Raw genomic sequence first — 27,000 nt, forward strand, 5'->3', positions numbered from 1 at the left:
ATCGGCCGGGGCGGACGGTGGCGCTCAGCGCGGCAGGTCGGAGCGGCCCATCAGCCACTCGTCGACGGCGCGGGCGCACTGACGACCCTCGCGGATCGCCCACACCACCAGCGACTGACCGCGACGCATGTCACCGGCGGCGAACACGCCGTCGACGCTGGTGCGGTAGGCCAGCTCGCCCTCGGTGGTGCCCTTGACGTTGCCACGGCCATCCAGCTCAAGCCCGGCCTCGTCGCGCAGCTCGGCGATCATGCCCTCGTGCACCGGATGGACGAAGCCCATCGCCAGCAGCACCAGATCGGCCTTGAGTTCACCCTCGGTGCCGGGCACGTCGTGCATCTGCCAGCGACCGTCGGCGTCACGTTCCCAGCGCACCAGGTTGTAGCGCACCCCGGTCACCTGACCGTTGGCATCGCCGACGAAGCCCTTGGTGGCGACGTTCCACATCCGCTCGCAGCCCTCTTCCTGGGAAGAGGAGGTGCGCATGCGATTGGGCCAGTTGGGCCAGGTCAGCGACTTGTCCTCGCGCTCCGGCGGACGGTCGAGGATCTCGACCTGGGTGACCGACTTGGCGCCGTGACGGTTGGAGGTGCCGATACAGTCCGAACCGGTGTCGCCACCGCCGATCACCACCACGTGCTTGCCCTCGGCGCTGATGAAGTCGTCGTCGGGGACGTGGGAGCCCTGCACCCGCTTGCTGTTGCGGGTGAGCAGATCCATCGCGAAGTGGATACCGGCGAAGCTGCGTCCGGGCACGTCGAGGTCGCGCGGCTTCTCCGAGCCGCCGGCCAGCACCACCGCGTCGTACTCCTCGCGCAGCTGGGCGACCGAAATGTCGACGCCGATGTGGGCATTGGTGTGGAACTCCACGCCCTCGGTGCGCATCTGTGCCATGCGCCGATCGATCAGCTGCTTGTTGAGCTTGAAGTCGGGGATGCCGTAGCGCAGCAGGCCACCGATGCGGTCTTCCTTCTCGTAGAGCGAGACCTTGTGGCCGGCGCGCGCGAGCTGTTGCGCGGCGGCCAGGCCCGTCGGGCCGGAACCGACCACGGCGACCCGCTTGCCGGTGCGTCGCTCGGGCACCTGAGGCTTGATCCAGCCCTCCTCCCAGGCCTTGTCGACGATCGCGCACTCGATGGTCTTGATCGCCACCGGGGTGTCCTCGAGGTTGAGCGTGCACGAGGCCTCGCAGGGCGCGGGGCAGATTCGACCGGTGAACTCGGGGAAGTTGTTGGTCGAGTGCAGCACCTCGATCGCCGCCTGCCAGTCACCCCGATAGGCCAGATCGTTCCAGTCCGGGATGATGTTGTTGACCGGGCACCCCTGGTGACAGAAGGGGATGCCACAATCCATGCAGCGCGCACCCTGTTCGCTGACCTCGGCCTCGGTCAGCGGGATGACGAACTCGTTGTAGTGGACGACGCGATCACCGGCCGGCTCGTAGCGCCGGTCGCGACGGTCGTATTCCATGAAACCGGTCGGCTTACCCATGGTCGACGATCCCCTTGAGCTGCTGGTTCGACTGCGGCGGACGGCTCTGGCTGGCACGCATGCCCTCCAGCGCCTGACGGTAATCCACCGGCATCACCTTGACGAACTTCGGCAGCCAGGCCGCCCAGTCGTCGAGGATGCGCCGCGCCACCGCGGAGTTGGTGTAGTGCAGGTGTTTCTCGATCAGCTGCTTGAGACGCAGCGCGTCGTGACGCGTCATGTCGCGGCTGAGATCCACCCGTCCATGGGTCTCGAGATCGCCGCCCTGATGATCGAGCGCCTCGAGTGCGTCGTCCTCGGCGGCAATCGGCTCGAGCTCGACCATCGCCAGGTTGCAGCGATCGGCAAAGTCGCCAGCCTCGTCGAGCACGTAAGCGACACCGCCGGACATGCCCGCGGCGAAGTTGCGCCCGGTCGGGCCGAGCACCACGGTGACGCCACCGGTCATGTATTCACAACCGTGATCACCCACGCCTTCGACCACCGCCACGGCGCCGGAGTTGCGCACGCAGAAGCGCTCGCCGGCGACGCCGCGGAAGAAGCACTCACCGTTGATGGCACCGTAGAGCACGGTGTTACCGACGATGATGTTCTCCTCGGCCTTGCCGATGGCCGACTCGGCCGGCGGGTAGATGACGATCCGACCGCCCGAGAGACCCTTGCCGACGTAGTCGTTACCCTCACCCTCGAGTTCGACGGTCACACCACCGGCGACCCAGGCGCCGAACGACTGACCGGCGGTGCCCTTGGCCTTGATGTGGATGGTACCGTCGGGCAGCCCGGCGTGGCCGTAGCGCTCGGCGACGCGGCCCGAGAGCATGGCGCCGAAGGAACGGTTGAAGTTCTTCACCGGGGTCTCGATGCGCACCGACTCGCCACGCTCGAGCGCAGGCGCGGCCTGGGCGATCAAGGTGTTGTCGAGCGCCTGGTCGAGCCCATGATCCTGGCTCTCGGTGTTGTGGATCGCGACCTCGGGACCGACCTCGGGTTTGGCCAGCAGGCGCGAGAAATCGAGCCCCTGCGCCTTCCAGTGATCGATGGCGCGACGCATCTCGAGTCGATCGGAGCGACCGATCATCTCGTCGATGGTGCGGAAGCCGAGCTGGGCCATCAGCTGACGCACTTCCTCGGCGATGAAGAAGAAGTAGTTGATGACGTGCTCGGGCTTGCCGGTGAAGCGCTTGCGCAGCTCCGGGTCCTGGGTGGCGACGCCGACCGGGCAGGTGTTGAGATGACACTTGCGCATCATCAGACAGCCCTCGACGATCAGCGGCGCGGTGGCGAAGCCGAACTCGTCGGCACCGAGCAACGCACCGACGACCACGTCGCGACCGGTACGCATGCCGCCGTCGACCTGCACCGAGATACGCCCACGCAGGCGGTTGAGCACCAGCGTCTGGTGGGTCTCGGCGAGACCGATCTCCCAGGGCGAGCCGGCGTGCTTGATCGAGGTCAGCGGGCTGGCGCCGGTGCCGCCGTCATAGCCGGAGACGGTGACGTGATCGGCGTGGGCCTTGGACACGCCCGCGGCCACGGTGCCGACACCGACCTCGGAGACCAGCTTGACCGAGACGCGCGCCTTGGGGTTGACGTTCTTCAGGTCGTGGATCAGCTGAGCGAGATCCTCGATCGAGTAGATGTCGTGGTGCGGCGGTGGCGAGATCAGGCCGACACCCGGGGTCGAGTGACGCACCCGCGCGATCTGCGCGTTGACCTTGTGACCGGGCAGCTGACCACCCTCGCCGGGCTTGGCGCCCTGGGCGATCTTGATCTGGATGTCGTCGGCGTTGACCAGGTACTCGGTGGTGACACCGAAGCGGCCCGAGGCGACCTGCTTGATCGCCGAGCGCTCGGGGTTGGTCGAGCCGTCGGGCAGCGGGTTGAAGCGCTCGGGCTCCTCGCCACCCTCACCGGTGTTCGACTTGCCGCCGATGGCGTTCATCGCCTTGGCCAGGGTGGAGTGCGCCTCGTAGCTGATCGAACCGAACGACATCGCGCCGGTGGCGAAGCGCTTGACGATCTCCTTGGCCGGCTCGACCTCGTCGAGCGGCACTGGGGTCTCGGCGAACTTGAAGTCCATCAGACCGCGGAAGGTCAGCAGCCGCTCGCTCTGCTCGTCGATCAGGCGCGAAAACTCGGCAAAGCTCTTGGCGTCCTTGGCGCGCGTGGCGTGCTGCAGCTTGGCGATGCTGTCCGGGGTCCAGATGTGCTCCTCGCCGCGCAACCGGAAGGCGTAGTCACCACCGACGTCGAGATGCTTGCGATAGATCTGCTCGCCACCGAAGGCCTGACCATGCCAGCGCACCGCCTCCTCGGCGACCTCGGCGAGACCGATGCCCTCGACCGTGGTCGGGGTGCCCTCGAAGTAGTCCGTGACGAAGCCGCTGTCGAGACCGACCGCGTCGAAGATCTGCGCGCCGCAGTAGGACTGGAAGGTGGAGATGCCCATCTTCGACATCACCTTCTTCAGCCCCTTGCCGACGGCCTTGATGTAGCGCGACTGCGCTTCCTCGAAGGCGGGCGCCTCGGGCTGGTCGTCGAGCATCGACTGAATGGTGTCGAAGGCCAGATAGGGGTTGATCGCCTCAGCGCCGTAACCAGCGAGGGTGGCGAAGTGATGCACCTCGAGCACCGCGCCGGTCTCGACCACCAGGCCGGAGCTGGTGCGCAGGCCGCGACGGATCAGGTGATGATGCACCGCCGAGGTGGCCAACAGCGCCGGGATGGCGATGTGGTCGCGGTTGGTGTTGCGATCGGAGAGGATGAGGATGTTGTACCCGGCGAGTACCGCGTCCTCGGCCTCCTTGCACAGCCGCTCGAGCGCGGCGGCCATGCCCGCGGCGCCCTCACTCGAGGCATAGACCATGTGCAGGGTGGTGGTGCGGAAGGCGCCGCCACAGTTGTCCTCGATGTGACGCACCCGCTCCAGATCCTCGTTGGTGAGGACCGGCTGGTTGACCTCCAGACGCCAGTTCTTGCCCATCTCGTTGAGACCGAGCAGGTTGGGGCGCGGGCCGATCAGCGACACCAGCGACATCACCAGCTCCTCGCGGATCGGATCGATCGGCGGGTTGGTGACCTGGGCGAAGTTCTGCTTGAAGTAGGTCGAGAGGTGCTTGGGACGGCTCGAGAGCACCGAGGGCGGGTTGTCCGCACCCATCGAGCCGATCGCCTCCTGACCGCTGGCGATCATCGGCGCGAGCAGGAACTTGAGGTCTTCCTGGGTGTAGCCGAAGGCCTGTTGGGCGTCGAGCAGGGTGGCCGCGTCGGGGGCCATCGGGGCGACGTCGGTGGGCAGCTCGTCGAGATGGATCTGGGTCTTGCCCAGCCACTCGCCGTAGGGCTGCGCGCCGGCCAGCTCGGCCTTGAGTTCGGCGTCGTCGATGATGCGGCCCTGCTCGAGATCGATCAGGAACATCTTGCCCGGCTGCAAGCGCCACTTCTTGACGATGCGCTCCTCGGCGATGTCGAGCACGCCCATCTCCGAACCCATGATCACCATGTCGTCGTTGGTGACCAGGTAGCGCGCCGGACGCAGGCCGTTGCGGTCGAGGGTGGCGCCGATCTGGCGACCGTCGGTGAAGGCCACCGCCGCCGGACCGTCCCAGGGCTCCATCAGCGCGGCGTGATACTCGTAGAAGGCGCGCCGCTCGGCGTCCATCTGCTTGTTACCCGACCACGCCTCGGGGATCAGGATCATCATCGCGTGGGCCAGCGAGTAGCCGCCCATCACCAGCAGCTCGAGCGCGTTGTCGAAGCAGGCCGAGTCGGACTGACCCTCGGGGATCAGCGGCCAGATGCTGTCGAGATCGTCGCCGAGGATCTCCGAGCGCATGGTGTGACGACGCGCGGCCATCCAGTTGACGTTGCCGCGCACGGTGTTGATCTCGCCGTTGTGGCAGATCATGCGGAACGGCTGCGCCAGGTCCCAGGTCGGGAAGGTGTTGGTCGAGAAGCGCTGGTGCACCAAGGCCAGGGCCGAGGTGAAGCGCTCGTCGCCGAGATCGAGATAGTACTTGCCGACCTGGTCGGCGAGCAGCATGCCCTTGTAATTGATGGTGCGCGAGGACAGCGAGACCACGTAGTAGGCGGTCTTGTCGAAGCCGGCGCTGCGGATCTCGTTGTCCATCCGCTTGCGGATGACGAACAGACGGCGCTCGAAGGCGTCCTGGTCGGCGCAGTTGTCACCACAACCGACGAACACCTGGCGCACCACCGGCTCGCTCGGCAGCACGCTCTCGCCGAGCGAGCTGTTGTCGACCGGGACGTCGCGCCAACCGAGCACGCGCTGCCCACCTTCCTCGAGGTGGCGGGTGACGGTCTCCTCCATGCGCGCGCGTGCATCGGCGTCCTTGGGCAGGAACACCATACCGACGCCATAGGCGCCGACCGGCGGCAGTTCGAAATCGACCACGGCGCGGAAGAAGGCGTCGGGGATCTGCACCAGGATACCGGCACCGTCGCCGGCCTTGGGATCGGCGCCGACGGCACCACGATGGGTCAGTCGCTCGAGGATCTCGAGTCCCTGTTGAACGATCGCGTGACGCTTCTCGTTCTTGATGTTGCAGACGAAGCCGACGCCACAGGCGTCGTGCTCATTGGCTGGGTCATAGAGACCCTGTGCAGGAGGCAAGGCACGAAGGCTCATCGCTGACCTCGTTGATACCTGGGGTAAATGATTCCGACTGTCGACGCCGCCATGGACGGGAAGGCCTTGGTCATCGAGCACCAGGGCGCGTGCCGACCGCCAGGCGGTTGGCGTCACAATCCTGTGTCCTGGATCCAGAGAGCAGGCTCGCTCGTCATCGCAATGCGCTCGGCGTGCGATCTCCAGGGTGTCCGGAGCGCGTCGGCACGGTCTGCCGACGCCGGTGTTCGGCGAGCGGGGTTCGAGGCATGCGAACCCTAGCGACCAGGCCGGGTTGAAATCGCGAACCCCTAATAATAACGTCGAACACCGGCGCACGCCACTATCCGTGCGCGCGCGGATCACGCGGCGTGGGTGACGGGTCGTCAGGGACGTCGCGCCGACAGGGTCGCCGTCAATTGATCCTGGTCGATCTCGTCGCTGATCACCGCCTCGCCGACGGCGGTGAGCAGCACCAGACGCAGACGTCCGTCGAGCACCTTCTTGTCGACCGCCATCAGCTCGCGGAAGCGCTCGGCGTCGAGTTCGGGTGGCGGCTCGGTGGGCAGCCCGGCGCAGGTGACCAGGCGGCGCACCCGCTCGACATCGGCCTCGGCCAGCCAGCCCATGCGCGCCGAGAGATCGGCGGCCATGCACATGCCGGCGCCGACGGCCTCGCCGTGGAGCCAGTTGCCATAACCCGAGGCCGTCTCGATGGCGTGTCCGAAGGTGTGGCCGAGGTTGAGCAGGGCGCGCTGACCGGACTCGAGTTCGTCTTCGGCGACGATCTGGGCCTTGATCTCGCAGGAGCGGCGGATGGCGTGGGCGAGCGCCTCGGGGTCGCGCGAGAGCAACTCGGCCATGTGCGACTCCAGCCAGTCGAGGAAGGCGGGATCACGGATCAGCCCGTACTTCAGCACCTCGGCCAGACCGGCCGAGAGTTCGCGCTGGGGCAGGGTGTCGAGGGTCTCGGTATCGGCGATCACCGCCAGCGGCTGGTGGAAGGCGCCGATCATGTTCTTGCCGGCGGGGTGATTGATGCCGGTCTTGCCACCGACCGAGGAGTCGACCTGGGAGAGCAGGGTGGTGGGCACCTGGATGAAGGCGACGCCACGCTGATAACAGGCCGCAGCGAACCCAGCCATGTCGCCGACCACCCCACCGCCGAGTGCGATCAGGGTGCAGTCACGCGCGAAACGGGCATCGAGCAGGGCGTCGAAGATGCGGTTCCACACCTCCAGGGTCTTGTACTGCTCACCGTCGGGTAACACCACCTCACACACCTCGAGACCATCGAGCGCCGCGCGCAAGGGGGCCAGATACAAGGGTGCCACCGTCTCGTTGGTGACGATCATCACCTGCCGGCCACGGATATGGGGGCGATAGAGCACGGGGTCATGGAGCAGTCCGGGACCGATATGGATCGGGTAACTTCTGTCCCCAAGATCGACTTCAAGGGTTCTGGTCATAAGGCAGCTCTTGGCGGGTTGGCTCGCACACCGGCGCCGGCTCGTCACCCCCCGTCAGCGGCGGCGCGTTACGGCGGGCTGATGACGAGGTGGCGCTGGGCGTCAGCGACCGGGGCCAGCCCGGTCCTTGGCACGGCTGGCGCGAGGAATGCGCGCACACGGGTTGATGATCGGTCTTATTGGCATCTTAGCGGTCTGACACGGAGTTGCAATCGCATCACCCGACCAGACAGTCGCCTGGTCGTCCGCATCAACCGCCGACGCGACGCGCCCGCGCGCTGCGACCGTCCCGGGCGACGCTCTCACGGAACGAAGGGGTTCGACCCCAGACATAAATCGGGGTCAGAGCACGCCGGTGGCGCCCTCCTCGAGTCGCCGCACGATCTCCTTGACCACCGAGCCGGTGCCACGCTTCTCGGTGGTCACCACCATGTCGGCGACCTGGCGATAGAGCGGTTCGCGCTCCTCCATCAACTCGCGCAGCCGCTGCAGCGGCTCCTCGGTATCGAGCAGCGGGCGATTACGGTCACGGGCGGTGCGGGCGTGCTGCTGCTCGGCGCTGCAGTGGAGATAGATGACCACGCCGCGCGCGGCCAGGTCCTGACGGTTCTCGGGGTCGATGATGACCCCGCCGCCGGTGGCCAGCACCATCCGCTCACCGGCGATCAGATCGATAATGACCTGACGCTCGCGGGCACGGAAGCCGGCCTCGCCCTCGAACTCGAAGATGGTGGGGATATCGACACCGGTACGGCGTTGGATCTCCTGATCGCTGTCCTTGAAGGTGTAGGAGAGCGCCTCGGCGAGTTGCCGCCCGACGGTGCTTTTTCCGGCCCCCATCGGGCCGACGATGAAGATGTTCTGTGCACGGATCATAGCGAAAGATATGCCAGGTTGTCTGTACGCGGGTGAGGTTCGCGTCCTCCCTCGCATCGATTGGATGAGCGCGCAGCGCGAACCGGCGGGGATGGCGGTGACCTACATCGCCTGCCGACCCGGGCGACCCGACGACACCGGCGAACGGTGGGCCAGCGCCTGCTCGGGCTGCGGAAACATTGGAACGAGGACCGAGGTGGTGTCTCGACGCGGGCGGCGACGGCGGCGAGATGCCGGCCACCGTGCACGCCTTGCCCGGCTCGAGACCGACTCCCCAGGCAGCCCTCGGATGACATGGACGGCAGACCGGGCACCCCGGCGCGCATGCGGTCGCAGGCGCGGCGGGACGGGTCGAGCGCGCCCATCAGCGGAGCGGGACAACGCCCGGCTCGCGCGACATTCTAGCCCCATGGGATAAGTGGCGTCCCGGATACGCGAAAAAAACGCTGGCATCCCCGGGAAAGATGCGGGTTCCCGAGGACGCCGAGGACGCGACATCAACGCCGCGCGAGATCGCCGCGGAGGATCTTGGGGGTCACGAAGATCAGCAGTTCGCTGTTGTTATCCTCTCGCAGCTCCTGCTTGAACAGCCGCCCCACCACCGGGATGTCGCCGAGCCAGGGCACCTGCTCCTTGCTGAAGCCGCGGGTGCGCTCGTAGACGCCGCCGAGCACCACGGTCTCGCCGTTGTCGACCAGCACCGAGGTCTCCACCGAGCGGGTATCGATGGCAATACCGTCGGGAGTCTCGTTGGTGTAGTTGGGTGCGTCCTTGTTGACCATCAGGTCCATGATCACCCGGTCATCCGGGGTGATGTGCGGAGTGACGTCGAGCTGCAGCACCGCATCCTTGAACTCGGTCTGGGTGCCATTCTGCGACACCGTCTGATAGGGGATCTGCTGACCGACCTTGATCGTCGCCTGGTGCTGGTCGGAGGTGATCACTCGCGGGCTGGAGATGATCTCGCCGCGTCCCTCCTGTTGCATCGCCGAGAGTTCGAGCTGGAGCAGATAGGAGCCGACCTTGCCGATCAGGAAGTTGACCGCGCCGGACGGGTTGGGGGCAGCCAGATCGACCATCAGGGTCTGGTTGTCGTCCTCGTCGATGATCCCGGAGTTGTAGGGGCTGCCGGTGTCGACGTTGAGACCGAAGGGCCCCTTGTCGAAGCCGCCGATCTCGAGGGTGCCGGGCTGAGCGCCGGCGATCATCACCTCGTTGCCGCCTGCGGCGCCGAACGAGGTCGACAGCCCGAAGCGCACCCCGAGGTCACGTGCGAAGTTGCTCTCGGCGATCACCACCCGCGACTCGATCATCACCTGGCGCACCGGCACGTCGAGCCGGGTGACGATACCGCGGATGTCCTCGAGCCGTGCGGCGGTGTCCTGCACCAACAGGGTGTTGGTGCGCTCATCGACGGTGACGTTGCCGCGGTCCTTGGTCAGCAGCTGGTTCTCCTCGCTCTTGAGCAGACGGGCGAGATCGGTGGCCTTGGCGTAGTTGACCTGGATGAACTCAGAGCGCAACGGCGCCAGCTCCTCGATCTTCTGCATCGAGCGCATCTCCAGCTCTTCCTGGCTGGCGATCTCCTCGGTCGGCGCGACCATGATGACGTTACCGGTACGGCGCATCGACAGCCCCTTGGTCTTGAGGATGATGTCGAGTGCCTGGTCCCAGGGAACATTCTTCAGCCGCAGGGTGATGTTGCCGGCGACGGTGTCGCTGGCCACCAGATTGAGGTCGGTGAAGTCGGCCAGCACCTGCAGCACCGCCCGCACCTCGATGTCCTGGAAGTTCAGCGACAACCGCTCGCCCTCGTAGACGACCTTGCTGCGCAACTGCTCTTCCTTCTCCGCCGGGGTCAGCGGGCGGAAGTCGAGGGTGAAGAGGTCGTCGGTCTGATAGGCCATGTAGTCGTAGTCGCTGCCGGTCTCCACCGCGACCTCGACATTGCGCCCGCGCGGGCGCGACTCGACGGCCACCACCGGGGTGGCGAAGTCGACCACGTCGAGACGACGGAACAGCCGGCGCGGCAGCGAGCTGTCATGCAGCTCGACCATCACCCGCCGCCCCTGCTCGCGCACCGTCACCCGGGTCTCGGGGTTGGGCAGACGGATCAACACCCGCCCCTCACCCTCGGCGCCGCGTCTGAAGTCGATATCACGCACCGCCCCCCCGGGGGTCATCGCCGGTTGTGCACGAGTCGCGCTCGGCCGGGCCATCGCCGCCGGCGCTTGCCGGCTCGACGGCGCCGACACCGGCAGGGGACCGGCCGCCGCAGCCTCGGTCTGGATGATGAGACGCACCCGGTTGCCCTCGCTGCTCACCCGATAGGGGACGGGGTCGCTGAGGTTGATCACCACCCGGGTGCGATTGCTCGCCTCCACCGCCACCAGGCTGTGCACCGAACCGATGCCGATCGGCAGCGAGCGCTCATCGAGTCCGTTGCTCACCCCAGGGAAGTCGAGCGCGATCCGCGCCGGCGCGTCGGTGGCGAAGGTCTCGGGCGGGCTCACCGGCGCCGAGAGTTCGAGCTGGACCTCGACCCGGTTGCCGGGCTGGGCGGCGAACTGCACGTCGCGCAGCTCCACGGCCATCGCCGCAGCACTCCAGCCGGCGAGCAGCAGGAGCAGAAGACACAGCGACACGACCGGCCGGCGCACGCCGCGCGCCAGCGCCCTCCCGAGGCGTGCATCGGATTGAGATGGTGCGTTCATGCCGGATCCCCTCCTGAAATCATTCGGAAAGCTCCAGGGCCGCGTCGCGCTCGCGCCACTGCCCCGGGGCGTCGGCGACGATCTCGATGAGTTCGATCGAATCCTCGTCGATGCTGACGATCTGCCCGTTGTTCAGCCCCATGTAGTTGCCGACCTGCACCCGGTGCAGGACCCCGTCCTGGGTCCGCACCAACGCCCAGCGCAGGTCCGTCTGCTTGAGCGTCCCGACCATGCGCAGGGCATCGAGCGCATAGCCCTCGAGCACCTCCTTGCGGCGGTTGGGGTCGGGCGCCAGGCCGTTGTCGCTCTCGTCGACGGCGAGCGGGGCGAGCCCGCGATCGGGGACGAAGGGGTCACGTCGATCGGCGGGCTCGAACACGAAGCTGTCGACCGGCTGGATTTCGGGCAGCGGCTCGACCGGACGTGGCGGACGCGCCTTGACCTCACCGACATAGCGCTCGAGATCGGACATGTTGCGGCCACCACAGCCGGCCAGCGCCAGCAGCGCGGCGAATGGAATGGACAGGCGGATCCGGTTCATTGCACCGCCCCCTCGTCGAGATAGCGATAGGTCTTGACGATGGCATCGAGCGAGAGCTTGCGCCCCGCCTCGGCGACATCCCGGTCGCGACCGCCGGGCTGCTCGATCTCGATGTCGTGGATGGTGACGATGCGCGGCAGCGCCGCGAGCCCGCTGATGAATCGACCGAACTCGTGATAGCTGCCGTTGACACGGATACGGATCGGCAGCTCGGCGTAGAAGTCGCGCTGGTTCTCGCCCTCGGGCTCGAAGCGCTCGAACTCCAGCCCGTTGGCCAGCCCGGTCTGGGAGACATCGATCAGCAGCGAGGCGACCTCGGTCTTGTTCGGCAGCTGACGCAACATGGCGCCGAACGACTCTTCCATCTCGGCGAGCTGCTGCCGATAGCCGGCGAGGTTGGCGGCCTTGCGCTGCTTCTTCTCGAAGTCGGCGCGCAGCTGCTGTTCCTGACGCTCGGTGGTCTCGAGCAGCATCAGCTGATTCTTGATGTCGAAATGGTAGGCTGCGACGCCGAGCAGCAGACAACCGACCGCGATCACCGCCGCCTTGGCCGGCAACGGCCAGTCACCGATGGTGCTGAGATCGAGTTCGTTGAGCTGATTCAGATCCATGACGGTCTCCACCGCGTCGCGATCTCCGTCGGGAGCGATCCGCCCGTCCCGCCGATCATGTCGACTGGTCCTCGTCCTCGCCACCGGGGCGGACCTGATCGAAGGACAGCCGGAAGTGGCTCAGTCCGGTCCCGGTCTTGTCCTTGTTCTCGATCAGCATCAGTCGCGGATTGCCGACCCAGGTCGCTGACTCGATGCTGCTCATGAAGGCCGAGACCCGGGCGTTGGACTGGGCGCGCCCCTCGACCACCACCGAGCGCCCCTTCTGCTCGAGACGATTGAGATAGACCCCCTCGGGGATGGTCACCACCAGCTCTTCGAAGAGGTGGACGATCTCGGGCCGACTCTGCTGCAGGTTCTGGATGACCTCCATGCGCGCGAGCAGATCGGCCTTGGTCTGCTCGAGCCGGTCGATCTCACGGATTTTGCGCTTGAGCTGGGCGATTTCCTGCTGCAACAGCTGGTTGCGACTCTCCTGATAGGCGATGCGCCCGTCATAATGGAGATGTACCAACACCGCCAGCACCAGGGTCGCACCGAGCGCCGCACCGGCGGCGATCGCCAGCTCCTTCTTGCGCCGCTGCCGCGCCTCCTCGCGCCACGGCAGCAGGTTGATCCGTGGCATCTCTAGTCCACTCCCCGCAGGGCCAGGCCGAGCGCGAGCATCATCCCCGGCGCCTCGCGCATCAACGCCTGGGCGTCGAGCGTCGGGGCCAGGGTCATGCGCGCGAAGGGATTGGCGATGGTGGTCGGAATACGCAGTCGCTCGCCGACGAGCTGATCGAGCCGGGGCAGCGAGGCCACGCCGCCGGAGATCACCAGCCGGTCGACCCGGTTGTAGCTGGTGCCCGAATAGAAGAACTGCAGCGCACGACCGATCTGTTGCGCCAGCGCCTCCTTGAAGGGCGCGAGCACGTCGATATCGTAGCCCTCGGCGACATCGCCATCGAGGATCTTCTGTGCCGCCTGCTCGCGTGAGAAACCGTAGCGGCGCTGCACCTCGTCACGCAGCTGCTGACCGCCGAAGTTCTGCTCGCGGGTATAGACGATGCGCCCCTCGTGGAGGACGTGCAGGGTGGTGGTGGCGCTGCCGATGTCGGCCAGGGCGACGGTCGCGCCCGGCTCGCCGTCCTCGTCGAGCAGCAGCGCGCAGGCGTTCTCCATGGCATAGGCCTCGACATCGACGATCGCCGGCACCAGCCCGGCGGTCTCGAGAGCGTTGACCCGGTCGTCGACGTTCTCGGTACGCGAGGCGGCGAGCAGCACGTCGATCATCCCCGGACTGGTCTCCGAGGGGCCGACCACCTCGAAGTCGAGATTGACCTCCTCGAGCGGATAGGGGATGTACTGGTCGGCCTCGAGTTCGATCTGGCTCTCCAGCTCGGCGTCCTCGAGTCCACCCGGCATCACGATCATCTTGGTGATCACCGCCGAGCCGGCCACCGCCACGGCGGCGCGCTTGGTGGCGGTGCCCGAGCGACTCACCGCGCGGGCGATGGTCTCGCCCACCGCCTCGGACTCGACGATCTTCTTCTCGGCGACCGCGTTGGCCGGCAGCGGCTCGATGGCGAAGTGCTCGAGTCGCAACCCGCTCGAGGCGCCAGCGTGCCCGCGCGAGAGTTCGATGAGCTTGACCGAGGTCGAGCCGATATCGATACCGATCAATGTGCGGTTCTTGCTGATGAGGCCGAACATCCAGTGATCTCGTCTGCTCGATCGTACCCGAAGCGGGTAAACCGACTTCTACGATAATGGCTCTAAAGATATCAAAATTTTGCGCTTTCGCGAGTACTCATCGTCGCAACGGACATCCTCGCAGCACCGGCACCCGATCCGCATCCCGACAACCGAGCGCATCCTCGCACCACGCGCGGGGCCGGTGCCGGAGCACCCGCCGAACATCCTTCCGCCACCGCCGTTGGCCATGCTAGTGTCGATGCCGACACCGGCGTGACAACGCCCGGGATGATCGTCCACAGGTCCGCGGCGAACGAGCAGAGGGGTTCAGCGATGACCGCACGAGCGCGCACCGATGCCCTGCGCGCGCGAATGGCCTACGAGGCCGCGCGCATCATGATCGAACAGGGCCTGTCCGACTTCGACCGAGCCAGACGCAAGGCCGCCACCCGCACCGGCATCCGCGACCGTCGCCACTGGCCGGACAACGAGACCGTGCAGGAGGCACTGCTGACCCAGCGCCGGCTGTTCCGCGACGACGACGACGCACAGCTGCGACGGATGCGCGAAGCCGCCGCCGGGGCGATGCGCAACCTTGCCGACTTCTCGCCGCGACTGGTCGGCGCGGCGCTGCAGGGTGTCGGCGACCCCAGCCTCGGCGTCGAGCTGCTGCTCTATGCCGAGCGCCCCGAGGACGTGCTCTTCCGTCTCCACGACCAGGGCATCCCCTGGGACGAGGGCGAGCGCACCCTGCGCTACCCCGGCGGCACCCGCACCGCCCACCCCGCCTTCAGCTTCGTCGCCGGCGACCAGTCCTTCGAGCTGATCGTGCTGCCGCCACGGGCGCGGCGCCAGCCGCCGCTCGACCCGATCGACGATCGACCCTGGCGCGGCGCCGACCTCCCGGCCCTGGAGCGGCTGCTCGCCGAGCCCCGCGTCTGACCCGCTCGACTCAGGCGCCGGGATAGACGAGACGACGCCAACGCACGCGATAGGGGCGCCCCGGATCGGCGCTGAGTTCGAGCAGCGCCAGCAGCCGCCAGCCACCGTCGCGGGCGCGCACCTCGACGCGATAGCGCGGCCCACCGCGCAGCCTGGGATCGGTCTCGCGCGCCGCACGCAACGCTTGCGCCTGCTCCAGCCCGAGACCGTCGAGCGCGGCGAGCACCGCCGCCGGGGCGAAGGCGCGCGCGATCCCGCCAGCGTCACCCGTCACCCGCGTCAGCGGCGCCAGCGCCGCGACCAGCTCGGGCGTCATCCCCGGCAACAGCGCCAACTCGTCGACTAGCGGCAGATCGCCGTCACGGGCCCCGAAGGCACGCCCCAGGGCGCGATAGTCGGCGTCCTCGGCACCCCCGGCGCGGGTCAGCGCATCGCCATCGCGCCAGTCGACGATCACCGCCGCCAGCCGCACGGCCCGCCCCGGCTCGACCCCGAGCACCCGCAACAGGTCGGCGAGCCGCGCCGGGTCGGCGCGGTTGAGATCGATCAGCCCGCCAAGGTCCTGGATGCGGACCTCCAGCCGCTCGCCGCCGAAGGTCCAGGGATGGGGCGTGGCGCCCCCCCGCCACAGCGGCCCGTCGAGCCGTCCCGGCGGCAGCGTCAGGCGCAGCGCCACCTCGGCGAGCGCGGCATCGGCGGCGGCGCGGAAGCGCGCGGCGGCGAGCGCGTTGTCGACCAGCGCCAGCTCGCTGCGCCCGGTAGCGGTCAACCCGGCGGCCATCACCGTCAGCAGCGCCAGCACCCAGAGCACCAACAGCAGCGCCACCCCGCGCTGACGCGGCGCGCTCATCGTGCCCCCTCATCGGCGAGCGCCACCACCAGCTCGGGCCAGTCGAGCGCTGGGGTGCGCAGCCGCATCCGCACCAATCGCGGCGGGCGCGGCTGCGCCAGCCAGTCGCGATGCCAGGCCGGACCCGACTCGCCCTCGCGGGTGCCGTAATAGGCCAGCTCGAAGCGCATCGGCCCCTCCAGCAGCAGGGTCCGGCCGAAGGCGCCATCGTCCAGGTCCAGCGCCTCGCCCGGCGCGCCGGGTGCGGGCGGTCCAGCGGCCAGCGCCACCCAGGGCGGCGTGCCGGACGCGCCGGCGAGCACCTCGGGGTGGAACAGCCAGTGGGTGAGCATCAGCGCCTCGCCGCGCGGACCCCGCTCGCGGGTCAGACGCAGCAGATGCAGACCGGGCAGGCCGACATGGGTCGACAAGGGCGCGACCCACTCCAGACGCTCGGCGTCGCCGGCGAACACCGGGTGCACGCCGTCCTCGGAAGTCAATGACAACGCCCGCCCCTGGCGCAGCGCGCGACCGACGAAGCCGTGCACCGCGCGCAGCTCGGCGAGCGCCTCGACACGCGCGTCAACCGTCTCCCAGGTGCGCGCGCCGAGGCGCAGCCCGGCGAACACCAGGGTCGCGATCAGCCCGAGCAGCGCCAGCGCCACCAACAGTTCGAGCAGGGTGAAGCCGCGCACGCGGCGGCGCGAGACCAGGCTCATGGCAGCGGCGCACCGAGACGCTGAGTGGGCAGTACCACCCGACGCTCGCGCCCGGCCTCGTCCCAGCGCACCCGCGCCTCGACCCGGTAGGGCTGGGGATCGCCGGCGGCGAGCCCGGCGCGCGCCAGCGGGATCACCGCCAGACTCCAGCGCAGCCCCGCCGTCTCGCCGCCCTCGATCACCCCGGGGACGAGATCGACGGCGCCGCCCTCGACCAGCGCCAGGCGTGACTCGGCGAGCGCCGAGGCGCGTGCCAGCATGGCCGCGCGCTGACTAGCGAGCGAGGCACGCGAGAAGATCTCCAGCAGCACCCCGAGGGCGAGGGCGAGGATGGCGAAGGCGACCACCGCCTCGAGCAACGAGAAGCCACGCTCGCGCGCCCGGCTCATGGCGCGCTCCAGGGGGCCATGCGCACCCGCCCGGTGAGCCAGTGCACCCCGACCTGATAGCCACGCCCCTCGGCGCTCAGCACGATGCGCCCGCCGCTCGAACTGCCGTCGGGGAAGAAGCGGATGGCCCCGGCGCGCGCACCGACCAGCTCGCCGCGGGCCGTCTCCAGACGCAGCGCCAGACGCTGCGGCAACTGCACCGGCGCCGCGCCTGGCGGCTCCAGCCGGTGCGTGGCGGGGCGCACCAGCAGCGCCTCGGCGCGGGCCTCGCGGATCGCCCGCTCGCGGGTCAGGCGCAACGCCGCCACCGTGCGCCGCGCCGCGGCCTTGGCCTCGACCCCGGGCAGCGCGGCGCTGAAGACGCCGGGGAGCGCGGTGAGCACCAGGGCGAGGATCGCCAGCACCACTAGGAGTTCGACCAGGGTGAAGCCGGGCGCGCGAGCGGCGCGCACGCGCTCAGTCCCAGCTGTGGAGGTCGGCGCTTTCGCCCTCGCCGCCCTCGCGGTTGTCGGCACCGAAGGACCACAGGTCGAAGCCGCCGTGCTCGCCGGGGAAGCGGTAATGATAGGGGTTGCCCCAAGGGTCGGCGGGCACCTCGCCCTTGGTGAGATAGGGGCCGTTCCAGGTGTCGAGGTCGGCGGTATTGCGCACCAGCGCCTCGAGCCCCTCGCTGGTGCTCGGATAGCGCCCGACCTCGAGCCGGTAGAGATCGAGGGTGGCGGCGAGGCTGTCGATCTGCAGCTTGGCGGTCTTGCTCTTGGAGCTGTCGAGGAACTTCATCACCTGAGGGCCGACCACCCCGGCGAGCAGCCCGAGGATGGCGAGCACTACCAGCAGCTCGACCAGGGTGAAACCGTACATACGCGAACGCTGAGAATCCATGGCAATGCCGATACGCGAGTGAAGGGGAGGCCATTCTAGAGGGCCGGGGAAAGCACGGGCAAACGCCCGCGCCGACCTCACACCACCAGAGCGTTGGCGCCGAGGATGGCACCGAGGATCGACAGGATGATGCCGGCGACCACCACCCCGAGCCCAAGGATTAGCGCCGGTTCGAGCAACGCGAGCAGCCGCTGCACCGCGGCGCGGGTCTCGCGGTCGTAGATCGCCGCGACCTTCGCCAGCACCGGCTCCAGCCCGCCCGACTCCTCACCGACCCGGACCATCTGCAGCGCCAGCGGCGGCAGCGCCTGGTGGCGCGCCAGCGGACCGGCCAGACCACGCCCGCGACGCAGCTCGTCGCCGGCGGCCTCGAGCCGTTCGGCGAGCGCGCGGTTGGTCACCACCTCGCGGGCCAGGTCGAGCGCACCGGCCAGCGGCAGACCGTTGCCGAGCAGGGTAGCGAGGGTGTGACAGAGCCGCGCCGTCTCCAGCCGCCACAGCAGCGCGCCGACCAGCGGCAGCCCGAGCAGGCGGCGATCGAGCCGGACGCGGCGCGCCGGGTCCTCCAGCCAGCGTTCGAGCGCCAGGGCGATCGGCGCGGGCAGACAGAGCAGCACCCACCAAGAGTCGCGCAGCAGCTCGCCGAGACCGATGAGAATGCGGGTCGAGCGCGGCAGGGTCGCGCCCATGTCGGCGAACAGCCCGGCGAACTGGGGGACGACGAAGATCAGCAGCAGGGCCACCGTCAGCCCCGCCACCGCGACCAGGATCGCCGGGTAGACCAGCGCCGAGATCACCGTCTGGCGCAGCTCGGCGACGCGCTCGAGATAGTCGGCCAGGCTCCCCAGCACGCGATCGAGCGCACCGCCGGCCTCGCCCGCGCGCACCATGCTGACATAGAGCCTGGAGAACTGACCGTCCTGCTCGGCGAGCGCCGCCGAGAAGCTCGCGCCACCGCGCACCCGCTGTTGCAGGTCGCCGAGCACCCGGGTGGTCGGCCCCGCGGCGGCCAGTTCGATGAGGATCTGCAGCGCGCGGTCGAGGGCCATGCCCGACTCCAGCAGGGTGGCGAGCTGGCGGGTCAGCGCGGTGACCTCGGCGCGCCCGAGCCGACGGCGGCGACGCGCGCGCAACCGTGCCCGCAGCCCACCGGCCGGGCGCAGCTCCAGCACCAGCAGGCCCTCGTGCTGCAGCTGCGCGCGCAGTGCCGCCAGATCCGGCGCCTCGCGCTCGCCGTCGAGCGTCTCGCCGTCGAGCCTGACCGCACGGAACTGGAAGCGCGCCATCGGCTCAGCCCTCGGCCACCCGCAGCACCTCCTCGATGCTGGTCAGCCCGGCGCGCGCCTTCGCCACCCCGTCCTCGAACATGGTCACCATGCCCTCGGCACGGGCGATGCGACGGATTTCGGTGGCCCCGGCGTGATCGAGCACGGCGGCGCGGATCGCCTCGGAGAGGATCAGCAGCTCGCCGATCACCAACCGGCCATGATAGCCGGTGCCGCGACAGGCATCGCAGCCGACGGCGCGATGGAGGTCGAGCGCATCCGGCGCGAGGCCGAGCCGTGCAGCCAGCTCGGTGTCGGCGCGGTAGCGCGCACGACAGTGGGGACAGAGCCGCCGCACCAGCCGCTGCGCGAGGATGCCGTTGACGGTGGAGGTCAGCAGATAGTCCTCGACCCCCATCTCGAGCAGCCGGGTGGCACCGCTGGCGGCATCGTTGGTGTGCAGGGTGGAGAGCACCAGGTGGCCGGTCAGCGCCGACTGCACCGCGATGCGCGCCGTCTCCAGGTCGCGCATCTCGCCGACCATGATGACGTCCGGGTCCTGGCGCACGATCGCCCGCAGCGCGCTGGCGAAGGTCATGCCGATGGCCGGGCGCACCGGGATCTGGTTGATCCCGGCGAGCTGATACTCGACCGGGTCCTCGACGGTGATGATCTTGCGCGACTCGGTGTTGAGCCGCCCGAGCAGGGTGTAGAGGGTGGTGCTCTTGCCCGAGCCGGTCGGCCCGGTGACCAGGAGGATGCCGTAGGGGTGTTCGAGCACCCGATCGAGCCGCGCGCGCAGCGCACCGTCGAAGCCGAGGGCATCGAGGTCGAAGCGCACCCGGTCCTTGTCGAGCAGCCGGATCACCAGGCTCTCGCCGAACAGGGTCGGCACCGTGGAGACGCGCAGATCGAGTTCGCGCCCCTGCACCCGCAGCGGAATGCGTCCGTCCTGCGGCAGGCGGCGCTCGGCGATGTTGAGCCGCGCCATGATCTTGACCCGCGAGATCACCGCCGCGCTCGAGCGCACCGGCGGCGCCTCGACCGCCTGCAGCACGCCGTCGACGCGATAGCGCACCCGCAGGCTGTCGGCGAAGGGCTCGAGATGGATGTCCGAGGCGCGCGCCTCGACGGCGCGCTGCAGCAGCTGGTTGACCATGCGGATCACCGGGGCCTCGCTGGCGAGGTCCTTGAGCTGCTCGATGTCGGTGGCGTCGATCTCGCCGCTCGGCTCCTCCGGCGCGGGCTCTGGCGCGGTCTCGTAGAGCCGCTCGAAGACCTGCTCGAGCACGCTCGGCAGCGCCACCGCCAGACGTACCGGGCCGGCGGCGGCGAGTCGCACCGCCCGGACGACGAAGGGGTCGGCGGGGTTGGCGAGGGCGACCTCCAGCACGCCGTCGCGCTCGGCCAGCGGCAGCACCCGAGCGTCCTTGAGAAAACGCGGGGTGAAGCGCTCCTCGGCCACCGGCGCACCCGGAAAGCGCTCGGGCTCGACCAGTTCGAGCCCGAGTTCGGCGGCCAGCGCCTCGGCAAGCGCGCGCTCGGCCACCAACCCGAGACGCAGCAGCATCGGCAGCAACGCCTCGCCACCCTCCTCGGCGAGGCGCCGGGCACGCGCCAGATCGGGTTCGGTGAGCCGGCCGGCGCGCGCCAGGCGCGCCAGCGCCGCGGACTCGGCCGCGCTCAGCTCGGCGGCGGCAGACATGCGCGGGCGCCCTCCGGCGCGATCACCGGGCTCTGCCACTCAGGCAACAGCCCCTGCAGCAGCGCCCGCGCGGTGCGCTCGTCACCAGCCGTGGCGCTGCGGCACAGCGCCGCGAGGCGATCTGGATCGAGCGCGACCCCGGCGCCGCGCGCGGCGCGGATCTTCGGATGCGCGGTCTCGACCAGGTCCTCGCCGTCGTAGAACAGCTCCTCGTAGAGCTTCTCGCCGGGGCGCAGGCCGACATACTCGATGGCCACGTCGACGCCGGGTTCGCGCCCGGCGAGCCGGATCATCTGTTCGGCGAGATAGGCGATGCGGATCGGCTCGCCCATGTCGAGGACGAAGATCTCGCCGCCCGCGCCGATCGCCGCCGCCTGCATGATCAGCTGGCAGGCCTCGGGGATGGTCATGAAGAAGCGCTCGATCTCGGGGTGGGTGACGGTGAGCGGACCGCCGCGTTCGAGCTGGCGACGGAACAGCGGCACCACGCTCCCGGCCGAGCCGAGCACGTTGCCGAAGCGCACGGTGATGAAGCGACAGCCCTCGGCGCGATCGAGGCGCTGGCACAGCGCCTCGGCCAACCGCTTGGTCGCGCCCATCACGTTGGCCGGATGCACCGCCTTGTCGGTGGAGATCAGCACGAAGCGCTCGCAGGCATGGGCGACCGCCGCCTCGGCCACCACCCGGGTGCCGCCGACATTGTTGCGCACCGCCACCCCGACTTGATCCTCGAGCATCGGTACGTGCTTGTAGGCGGCGGCGTGGAAGACGATCGCCGGGCGCTCGGCGGCGAACAGGGCATCGATCGCGGTGGCGTCGGTGACGTCGAGCAGGTGGCGCGAGAAGGCCAGTCCGGGATGGCGCTCGCGCAGCTCCAGCTCGATGCGATAGAGGTTGTACTCGCAGCTATCGACCAGGATCAGTCGCTCGGGGGCGGCGCCGGCGAGCTGGCGCACCAGCTCCGAGCCGATCGAGCCGCCGGCGCCAGTGATCAGGATCGCCCGTCCCGAGAGCCCGGCGCAGATCCCGTCCCAGTCGAGCCGCACCGGGTCGCGCCCGAGCAGGTCCTCGATCGACACCGGGCGCAGCTGGCCAATGCTGACCTCGCCACGCATCAGGCTGGCCAGCTCGGGCACGGTACGGAAGGCCACCCCGGCGCGCTCGCACAGCGCCACCAGGCGGCGCATCTGTCGCGCCCCGGCGCTCGGCACCGCCAGCAGCACCAGCTCGACGTCGTGACGCGCAGCCAGCGCCGGCAGCGCCGTGGTCGACCCCAGCACCGGCACGCCGTGGACCTCGCTGCCCTGACGGCGCAGCTTGTCGTCGAGGAAGCCGATCGGGACATAGGCGCGGCGCGGGTCGCGCAGCATGTCGCGCACCAGCATCTCGCCGGCACGCCCGGCGCCGACGATCAGCACCCGCTGACCGCCGGAGAGGTCGAGCTTGCGATCCTTGAGCCAGCGATAGAGCAGCCGCGGCCCGGCCAGCAGCGCCAGCTGCAGACCGAGATAGATCACCGGCACCGAGCGCGGCAGCGCCAGCGAGCGGTTGACGATGAAGAGCGTCGCGATCACCAGCAGCGAGCCGACTACCACCGCCTTGAGGATGCGGATCAGGTCCGGCAGCGAGGCAAAGCGCCACACCCCGCGATAGAGCCCGAAGCCCCAATAGACGCTGCCCTGCACCAGCATCACCCAGGGCAGCGCCTGCAGCGCCCCGGCGAGGAACTCGGGGGGGATCTCACCGAGGTTGAAGCGCAGCCAGTAGGCCAGCAGCCAGGCCGCGGGGATGGTGATGAGATCGTGGGCGAAGGCGGCGGTGCGCGAGCGCAGCCGGTCGAGCACCGGGTTCATGCGCGCCCCCCCGCAGCGGCGCGCTCGACCAGCCCGACCTTGAGGTGCACCAGCAGATAGATCGCGCACCAGGCACCGATCACCAGCCACTGGTCGCGCGCCACCAGCCCCGGCGCGGCGACCGCGCAGGCGCTGGCGGCGGCCATCAGCAGCTGGGCGCGCAACAGGGTGCGGCGGTGCGACCAGCCGGCGAGCACCAGGCGCTGGTAGTGGTGCGAGCGATGCGCCTGCCACACCCGCTCGCCGCGCGCGAGCCGTACGAGCAGGGTCCAGGTGGCATCGACCACGAAAGGCGAGAAGGCGAGCAGCGCCACCCACAGCGGGAACAGGCCGAGCTGCGCGCCCCACAGCGCCAGGGCCGCCGCCAGCAGCCCCAGCGAGGCTGAGCCGACGTCACCGAGGAAGATCCGCGCCGGTGGGAAATTGCCGCTGAGGAAGCCGGCACCGGCAGCGGCCACACAACCGGCGACGACGGCATAGCCCGGCTCGCCGCCGTTCCAGCCGAGCAGCGCCAGGGCGCCGAAGCCGAACAGGGTCATGCTCGCCGCCAGCCCGTCCATGCCGTCCATGAAGTTGTAGAGATTGGTCATCCACACCACCGCCAGCAGGGTCAGCGGCAGGCTCGCGACCAGCGGCAGCGCCCAGGCCACCCCGGGCAGCTCGACCACGCCCCAGCGCAGCCCGGCGGCGATCAGCACCAGCGCGCCGAGCACCTGGGCGAGCAGCCGCCAGCGCGGCGCGACCTCGCCGAGGTCGTCGACGAAGGCGACCACCGCCACCGGCGCCAGCGCCAGCGCGATCCAGCCAAGCGTGCCCGGCACCAGCCCCGGCACGGCGAGCACGAGCAGCGGCAGCGCCAGCCCCAGCAACACCGCCAGGCCACCGGTACGAGGCACCGGCGCGCTGTGCAACGAGCGGGCGTTGGGGACGTCAAGTGCGCCGAACCGGGTGCCGGCGCGCGCAGACAGCCAACGCGTGGCGAGCGCGCTGAGGAGCAGGGCGGCGAGCACCGCCGCGGCGAGGATCGGGGTCTGTGGGATCATCTCGGGGTCGTTCGGGATCGGCGCCCGACGCGGGCCGGGCGCGGTTGCTTCGGGAAGGGGTCAGGCGGCGCGTGTCAGCCCCGTCTCGACCTGGGCGCGACACTCGCTGCCCTGCAGCAGTTCGAGCAGCTCCAGGGCAAAATCCATCGCGGTGCCGGGGCCACGGCCGGTGACCACCTTGCCATCGATCACCACCGGGGCGTCGACCAGTTCGGCACGCGGGAAGTCGGCGGCATTGAGCGCACCCGGGTAGTGGGTGGCGCGCCGTTCGTCGAGCAGCCCGAGGCTGGCCAACGCCTTGGGCGCGGCGCAGATCGCGGCGGTATAGGCGCCGGCGGCGTGGTGACGCTGGAGCAGGGCGCGCACCCGCGGATCCTGATCGAGATGATCGGCACCGGGCAGGCCGCCGGGCAGCACCACCATGTCGAACTGCTCGTCGACGACCGCGTCGAGATCGGTGTCGGCCACCAGCACGGTGCCGTGACTGGCGGTGACCTCGCGGGCGCCGAGCGCGGCCGTCACCACCTCGACCTCGCCGCGCCGCAGCAGATCGATGATGGTCACCGCCTCGAGCTCCTCGAGACCTTCGGCGAGCGGGACGAGTACCCTGGGCATGGCTTGACACTCCTTAACTTGCAGTGATGGATGGATCGGCGGCGTGGGGCGCGCTCAGTCGACGCGTGACCGCCCGAGGATGTTGACACCCTTGAGCACGTTGAGCGCCTCGAGCAACTGGTAGTCGTCGCGGGCGCGCAACGGCGTCGGCTCGACCTCCGCGTCGAGCGGCTCGGTGGTCGCGGCCTCGGCGGGCTCGTCCTCCTCGACCGGAACCGTCCCGTCCTCGTCCGGATCGTCGAGATGACGCACCAGATCGGCCTCCTTGAGCGGCTCCACGCCGACGCCGACGAGGGGGCGGAACTCGCCGCGCTCGAGCAGGATGTCGGGGCTGATCCCCTGGGCCTGGATGGAGCGCCCGGAGGGGGTGTAGTAGCGCGCTGTGGTGAGCTTGAGCGCGGTCTCGTTATCGACCGGGACGATGGTCTGCACCGAGCCCTTGCCGAAGGTCTGGGCGCCCATAACGATGGCGCGACGCTGATCCTGCAGCGCGCCGGCGACGATCTCCGAGGCCGAGGCGCTGCCACCATTGACCAGCACCACCAGGGGCGCCCCGTCGAGCACATCGTCGGGACCGGCCTTGAAGTCGAGCCGGCTGCTCGGGTCACGCCCCTGGGTATAGACGATCAACCCGCCGGTGAGGAAGGCATCGCTCACCCCGACGGCGCTGTTGAGCACGCCGCCGGGGTTGTTGCGCAGGTCGAGCACCAGCCCCGCGAGCGGGGTCTCGCCCGCCTTCAGCGTCTCGATCGCCGCGGTCATGTCCTCGGCGGTGCGCGACTGGAAGTGGGCGATGCGGACATAGCCGTAACCGGGCTCGAGCACCCGGCTCCTGACGCTCTCGACCTGGATGACGGCGCGCTCGAGGGTCAGCTCCAGCGGCGCCTCCTCGCCCTCGCGCATCAGCGTCAGCACCACCTCCGTGCCGGGCTCTCCGCGCATCAGCTCGACGGCGTCGTTGAGGCTCATCCCCTTCACCGGCTTGTGATCGATGCGCACGATCAGGTCGCCGGCCAACAGCCCGGCGCGCTGCGCCGGAGTGTCGTCGATCGGCGCGATCACCTTGACGAAGCCGTCCTCCATGCCGACCTCGATGCCGAGTCCGCCGAACTCGCCGCTGGTACCGACCCGCAGGTCGCGGTACTCCTCGGCGTCGAGATAGGCCGAGTGCGGATCGAGCCCGGCGAGCATGCCGCGGATGGCGCTCTCGAGCAGCGAGCCGTCGTCGACTGATTCGACATAGTCGGTCTTGATGCGACCGAAGACCTCGGCGAAGGTGCGCAGCTCGTCGAGCGGCAACGCCTCGGCGGCGGTGTCAGCGGCGGCGGTCTGATCGCCTGCGGACTCGGCGGCGTAGGCCGACGGACCGACAGCGAGCAACAACCCCAGGGCCAGGGCGAGCGAACGAGGCATGATCATCATGAGGCGGGGATCTCTCGATCGATGATGGACGCGGCGACGCGGCGGCCGACCGGCGCACCGCAGACATCCCTGATGGCGTAAGGATCGCATGTTTCCGCACGCGCCGACAGCGCCGCCCCGGGCAATGGCGCATTGGACGATGCGTACGGCGGCATGTTCCCGGCGAGCGGGACTCGATCGAGCGCCGCGCGTCCTCCGGGACGACGGCACCACTGGACCGGATCCTGCGGCTTGCCATTGCGCCGGATGGCGAAATAGAGCGCCGGGCGCGACTGGCCGCCGCTGCTGCCACTGAGCGCGATCACCTCGCCGGCGCCGACCCACTCGCCGACCTCCTTGGTCAGCGCCTGGTTGTGGCCATAGAGACTCATGAAACCGTCGCCGTGCTCGAGCACCAGCAGCAGCCCGAAACCACGCAGCCAGTCGGCATAGACCACCCGGCCGTCGTAGACCGCGCGCACCTCCTCGCCGGCCTCGGCGGCGAGCAGCACGCCGTCCCAGCGTAACTGGGAGTCGGCCTTGCGACTGCCGAAACCGGCCAACACCCGACCCTCGAGCAGTGGCCAGGTCAGCCGCCCCTTGCGCGCGACGAAGGGGTCGCGACGGATCTCGAGTTCGGCCTCGATAGCGGCGCGCTGACGCAGGTGCTCGATCAGCCGACGCAGCGTCTCGGCATCGGCGCGGCGCGCGGCGAGATCGTCGCGACGCGCGGCGATCGCCGTCTCGAGCGCGGCGAGAACCGTCTCGCGCTCGTCCTGGGCGGCCTCCAGCCGGGCGCGCGTCGCGCCACGCTCGGCGCCGAGCGTGGCCAGCCGCGCGGCCTGCTCGGTGGCGGCTGCGGCGAGCGCGGCGAGCCGCGCGATCTCGCCGCGCACCCGCTCGATGCGTCGCACCCGATCGCGGTTGAGATAGGCGAAGTAGGACAGCACTCGCCCGGCGCGAACCGGGTCCTCCTGATTGAGCAGCAACCGCAACCGGTCGGCGCGCCCGGCCACATGCGCGGTACGCACCAGCTCGGCAAGATCGTCGAGCTGATCGTCGAGTGCGGCGCGCGCCGCGAGTCGACGCTGCGCGAGCGCCTCGGCACGAGCGCCCTGGCGGACCTGCTGCCGTGCGATCTCACGCTCGGCGAGCGCGAGCCGGGCGACCTCGCGCTCGTGCTCCTCGAGCGCACCGATCAGCTCGCCGCGGGTGCGCTGCTGATCGGCCAACGCGGCGCCGAGACGCTCGACCTCGCGCTCGATCTCGACGAGGTCGCGCTGGCGCGTCTCGAGTGCGGGCTCGGACCCGGAGGCCGGCACCACGAGCGCCAACAACATGCAGAGACACA

22 protein-coding genes are annotated in these 27,000 nt (G+C 69.5%); 1 reads left to right on the forward strand and 21 read right to left on the reverse strand.

Annotated elements, in window-relative coordinates:
• Positions 1 to 24: 24 nt before the first annotated feature.
• From MARPU_RS16145 to MARPU_RS16190, 9 genes are all read right to left on the reverse strand, one after another.
• On the reverse strand, positions 25 to 1,491 hold the full coding sequence (locus MARPU_RS16145) for a glutamate synthase subunit beta (protein WP_005224903.1): 1,467 nt from the start codon (positions 1,489 to 1,491) through the stop codon (positions 25 to 27).
• Positions 1,484 to 6,139 carry a glutamate synthase large subunit gene (gene gltB, locus MARPU_RS16150; RefSeq protein WP_005224904.1) on the reverse strand — a complete coding sequence of 1,552 codons (4,656 nt, stop codon included), beginning with the start codon at positions 6,137 to 6,139 and terminating at the stop codon, positions 1,484 to 1,486. The genes MARPU_RS16145 and gltB overlap by 8 nt, the downstream gene beginning before the upstream one ends.
• A gap of 365 nt (positions 6,140 to 6,504) precedes the next feature.
• Entirely contained in the window at positions 6,505 to 7,587 is a 1,083-nt protein-coding gene (aroB, locus tag MARPU_RS16155; RefSeq protein WP_005224905.1) for a 3-dehydroquinate synthase, read from the reverse strand.
• A gap of 342 nt (positions 7,588 to 7,929) precedes the next feature.
• Positions 7,930 to 8,463, reverse strand: a complete 534-nt coding sequence (gene aroK / locus MARPU_RS16160) for a shikimate kinase AroK (protein ID WP_005224906.1) — start codon at positions 8,461 to 8,463, stop codon at positions 7,930 to 7,932.
• Between the two features lie 497 nt (positions 8,464 to 8,960).
• Positions 8,961 to 11,177, reverse strand: a complete 2,217-nt coding sequence (pilQ, locus tag MARPU_RS16170) for a type IV pilus secretin PilQ (RefSeq protein WP_005224907.1) — start codon at positions 11,175 to 11,177, stop codon at positions 8,961 to 8,963.
• A gap of 19 nt (positions 11,178 to 11,196) precedes the next feature.
• Positions 11,197 to 11,718: a pilus assembly protein PilP gene (locus MARPU_RS16175; RefSeq protein WP_005224908.1), complete on the reverse strand. Its 522-nt coding sequence runs from the start codon at positions 11,716 to 11,718 to the stop codon at positions 11,197 to 11,199.
• The gene (locus MARPU_RS16180) at positions 11,715 to 12,329 is read right to left on the reverse strand and encodes a type IV pilus inner membrane component PilO (protein ID WP_005224909.1); all 615 of its coding nucleotides are present in this window, start codon (positions 12,327 to 12,329) and stop codon (positions 11,715 to 11,717) included. The genes MARPU_RS16175 and MARPU_RS16180 overlap by 4 nt, the downstream gene beginning before the upstream one ends.
• Before the next feature lie 55 nt (positions 12,330 to 12,384).
• The gene (locus tag MARPU_RS16185; protein WP_005224910.1) at positions 12,385 to 12,954 is read right to left on the reverse strand and encodes a PilN domain-containing protein; all 570 of its coding nucleotides are present in this window, start codon (positions 12,952 to 12,954) and stop codon (positions 12,385 to 12,387) included.
• 2 nt (positions 12,955 to 12,956) lie between these two features.
• The gene (locus tag MARPU_RS16190; RefSeq protein ID WP_005224911.1) at positions 12,957 to 14,024 is read right to left on the reverse strand and encodes a pilus assembly protein PilM; all 1,068 of its coding nucleotides are present in this window, start codon (positions 14,022 to 14,024) and stop codon (positions 12,957 to 12,959) included.
• Positions 14,025 to 14,339: 315 nt separating this feature from the next.
• Between MARPU_RS16190 and MARPU_RS16195 the strand changes: the two genes are divergently transcribed.
• The gene (locus MARPU_RS16195; protein ID WP_005224912.1) at positions 14,340 to 14,948 is read left to right on the forward strand and encodes a hypothetical protein; all 609 of its coding nucleotides are present in this window, start codon (positions 14,340 to 14,342) and stop codon (positions 14,946 to 14,948) included.
• A gap of 10 nt (positions 14,949 to 14,958) precedes the next feature.
• On the opposite strand, the gene MARPU_RS16200 is transcribed toward MARPU_RS16195, so the two are convergent.
• From MARPU_RS16200 to MARPU_RS16255, 12 genes are all read right to left on the reverse strand, one after another.
• The gene (locus MARPU_RS16200) at positions 14,959 to 15,798 is read right to left on the reverse strand and encodes a type II secretion system minor pseudopilin (protein WP_005224913.1); all 840 of its coding nucleotides are present in this window, start codon (positions 15,796 to 15,798) and stop codon (positions 14,959 to 14,961) included.
• Positions 15,795 to 16,496, reverse strand: a complete 702-nt coding sequence (locus MARPU_RS16205; protein WP_005224914.1) for a prepilin-type N-terminal cleavage/methylation domain-containing protein — start codon at positions 16,494 to 16,496, stop codon at positions 15,795 to 15,797. Before MARPU_RS16205 ends, MARPU_RS16200 begins: the two co-directional genes overlap by 4 nt.
• Positions 16,493 to 16,885, reverse strand: coding sequence for a type IV pilus modification PilV family protein (locus tag MARPU_RS16210; RefSeq protein ID WP_005224915.1), 393 nt, complete (start codon positions 16,883 to 16,885; stop codon positions 16,493 to 16,495). The genes MARPU_RS16205 and MARPU_RS16210 overlap by 4 nt, the downstream gene beginning before the upstream one ends.
• Positions 16,882 to 17,337 (reverse strand): GspH/FimT family pseudopilin, encoded by a 456-nt coding sequence (locus tag MARPU_RS16215; RefSeq protein ID WP_005224916.1) that lies wholly within the window; start codon positions 17,335 to 17,337, stop codon positions 16,882 to 16,884. Before MARPU_RS16215 ends, MARPU_RS16210 begins: the two co-directional genes overlap by 4 nt.
• Before the next feature lie 4 nt (positions 17,338 to 17,341).
• The gene (gene gspG / locus MARPU_RS16220; RefSeq protein ID WP_005224917.1) at positions 17,342 to 17,767 is read right to left on the reverse strand and encodes a type II secretion system major pseudopilin GspG; all 426 of its coding nucleotides are present in this window, start codon (positions 17,765 to 17,767) and stop codon (positions 17,342 to 17,344) included.
• A gap of 77 nt (positions 17,768 to 17,844) precedes the next feature.
• Positions 17,845 to 19,053, reverse strand: a complete 1,209-nt coding sequence (locus MARPU_RS16225) for a type II secretion system F family protein (RefSeq protein ID WP_005224918.1) — start codon at positions 19,051 to 19,053, stop codon at positions 17,845 to 17,847.
• A gap of 4 nt (positions 19,054 to 19,057) precedes the next feature.
• Positions 19,058 to 20,737 carry a type II secretion system ATPase GspE gene (gene gspE / locus MARPU_RS16230; RefSeq protein WP_005224919.1) on the reverse strand — a complete coding sequence of 560 codons (1,680 nt, stop codon included), beginning with the start codon at positions 20,735 to 20,737 and terminating at the stop codon, positions 19,058 to 19,060.
• The gene (locus MARPU_RS16235) at positions 20,716 to 22,590 is read right to left on the reverse strand and encodes a polysaccharide biosynthesis protein (protein WP_005224920.1); all 1,875 of its coding nucleotides are present in this window, start codon (positions 22,588 to 22,590) and stop codon (positions 20,716 to 20,718) included. The genes gspE and MARPU_RS16235 overlap by 22 nt, the downstream gene beginning before the upstream one ends.
• Positions 22,587 to 23,633, reverse strand: coding sequence for an MraY family glycosyltransferase (locus MARPU_RS16240; RefSeq protein ID WP_005224921.1), 1,047 nt, complete (start codon positions 23,631 to 23,633; stop codon positions 22,587 to 22,589). Before MARPU_RS16240 ends, MARPU_RS16235 begins: the two co-directional genes overlap by 4 nt.
• 60 nt (positions 23,634 to 23,693) lie before the next feature.
• Positions 23,694 to 24,248, reverse strand: a complete 555-nt coding sequence (locus MARPU_RS16245; RefSeq protein WP_005224922.1) for a DJ-1 family glyoxalase III — start codon at positions 24,246 to 24,248, stop codon at positions 23,694 to 23,696.
• 54 nt (positions 24,249 to 24,302) lie between these two features.
• The gene (locus MARPU_RS16250; RefSeq protein WP_005224923.1) at positions 24,303 to 25,670 is read right to left on the reverse strand and encodes a S41 family peptidase; all 1,368 of its coding nucleotides are present in this window, start codon (positions 25,668 to 25,670) and stop codon (positions 24,303 to 24,305) included.
• Complete coding sequence (locus MARPU_RS16255) at positions 25,667 to 26,989, reverse strand: murein hydrolase activator EnvC family protein (RefSeq protein WP_005224924.1); 1,323 nt, start codon at positions 26,987 to 26,989, stop codon at positions 25,667 to 25,669. Before MARPU_RS16255 ends, MARPU_RS16250 begins: the two co-directional genes overlap by 4 nt.
• Between the last annotated feature and the right edge of the window lie 11 nt (positions 26,990 to 27,000).

It is taken from the genome of Marichromatium purpuratum 984 (assembly GCF_000224005.2).
GTDB lineage: Bacteria > Pseudomonadota > Gammaproteobacteria > Chromatiales > Chromatiaceae > Marichromatium > Marichromatium purpuratum.

Coding starts and splice junctions, on each gene's coding strand:
- MARPU_RS16145 (WP_005224903.1), bottom strand. CDS start 1,491: ATGGGTAAGCCGACCGGTTTCATGGAATACGACCGTCGCGACCGGCGC.
- gltB (WP_005224904.1), bottom strand. CDS start 6,139: ATGAGCCTTCGTGCCTTGCCTCCTGCACAGGGTCTCTATGACCCAGCC.
- aroB (WP_005224905.1), bottom strand. CDS start 7,587: ATGACCAGAACCCTTGAAGTCGATCTTGGGGACAGAAGTTACCCGATC.
- aroK (WP_005224906.1), bottom strand. CDS start 8,463: ATGATCCGTGCACAGAACATCTTCATCGTCGGCCCGATGGGGGCCGGA.
- pilQ (WP_005224907.1), bottom strand. CDS start 11,177: ATGAACGCACCATCTCAATCCGATGCACGCCTCGGGAGGGCGCTGGCG.
- MARPU_RS16175 (WP_005224908.1), bottom strand. CDS start 11,718: ATGAACCGGATCCGCCTGTCCATTCCATTCGCCGCGCTGCTGGCGCTG.
- MARPU_RS16180 (WP_005224909.1), bottom strand. CDS start 12,329: ATGGATCTGAATCAGCTCAACGAACTCGATCTCAGCACCATCGGTGAC.
- MARPU_RS16185 (WP_005224910.1), bottom strand. CDS start 12,954: ATGCCACGGATCAACCTGCTGCCGTGGCGCGAGGAGGCGCGGCAGCGG.
- MARPU_RS16190 (WP_005224911.1), bottom strand. CDS start 14,024: ATGTTCGGCCTCATCAGCAAGAACCGCACATTGATCGGTATCGATATC.
- MARPU_RS16195 (WP_005224912.1), top strand. CDS start 14,340: ATGACCGCACGAGCGCGCACCGATGCCCTGCGCGCGCGAATGGCCTAC.
- MARPU_RS16200 (WP_005224913.1), bottom strand. CDS start 15,798: ATGAGCGCGCCGCGTCAGCGCGGGGTGGCGCTGCTGTTGGTGCTCTGG.
- MARPU_RS16205 (WP_005224914.1), bottom strand. CDS start 16,496: ATGAGCCTGGTCTCGCGCCGCCGCGTGCGCGGCTTCACCCTGCTCGAA.
- MARPU_RS16210 (WP_005224915.1), bottom strand. CDS start 16,885: ATGAGCCGGGCGCGCGAGCGTGGCTTCTCGTTGCTCGAGGCGGTGGTC.
- gspG (WP_005224917.1), bottom strand. CDS start 17,767: ATGGATTCTCAGCGTTCGCGTATGTACGGTTTCACCCTGGTCGAGCTG.
- MARPU_RS16225 (WP_005224918.1), bottom strand. CDS start 19,053: ATGGCGCGCTTCCAGTTCCGTGCGGTCAGGCTCGACGGCGAGACGCTC.
- gspE (WP_005224919.1), bottom strand. CDS start 20,737: ATGTCTGCCGCCGCCGAGCTGAGCGCGGCCGAGTCCGCGGCGCTGGCG.
- MARPU_RS16235 (WP_005224920.1), bottom strand. CDS start 22,590: ATGAACCCGGTGCTCGACCGGCTGCGCTCGCGCACCGCCGCCTTCGCC.
- MARPU_RS16240 (WP_005224921.1), bottom strand. CDS start 23,633: ATGATCCCACAGACCCCGATCCTCGCCGCGGCGGTGCTCGCCGCCCTG.
- MARPU_RS16245 (WP_005224922.1), bottom strand. CDS start 24,248: ATGCCCAGGGTACTCGTCCCGCTCGCCGAAGGTCTCGAGGAGCTCGAG.
- MARPU_RS16250 (WP_005224923.1), bottom strand. CDS start 25,670: ATGATGATCATGCCTCGTTCGCTCGCCCTGGCCCTGGGGTTGTTGCTC.
- MARPU_RS16255 (WP_005224924.1), bottom strand. CDS start 26,989: ATGTTGTTGGCGCTCGTGGTGCCGGCCTCCGGGTCCGAGCCCGCACTC.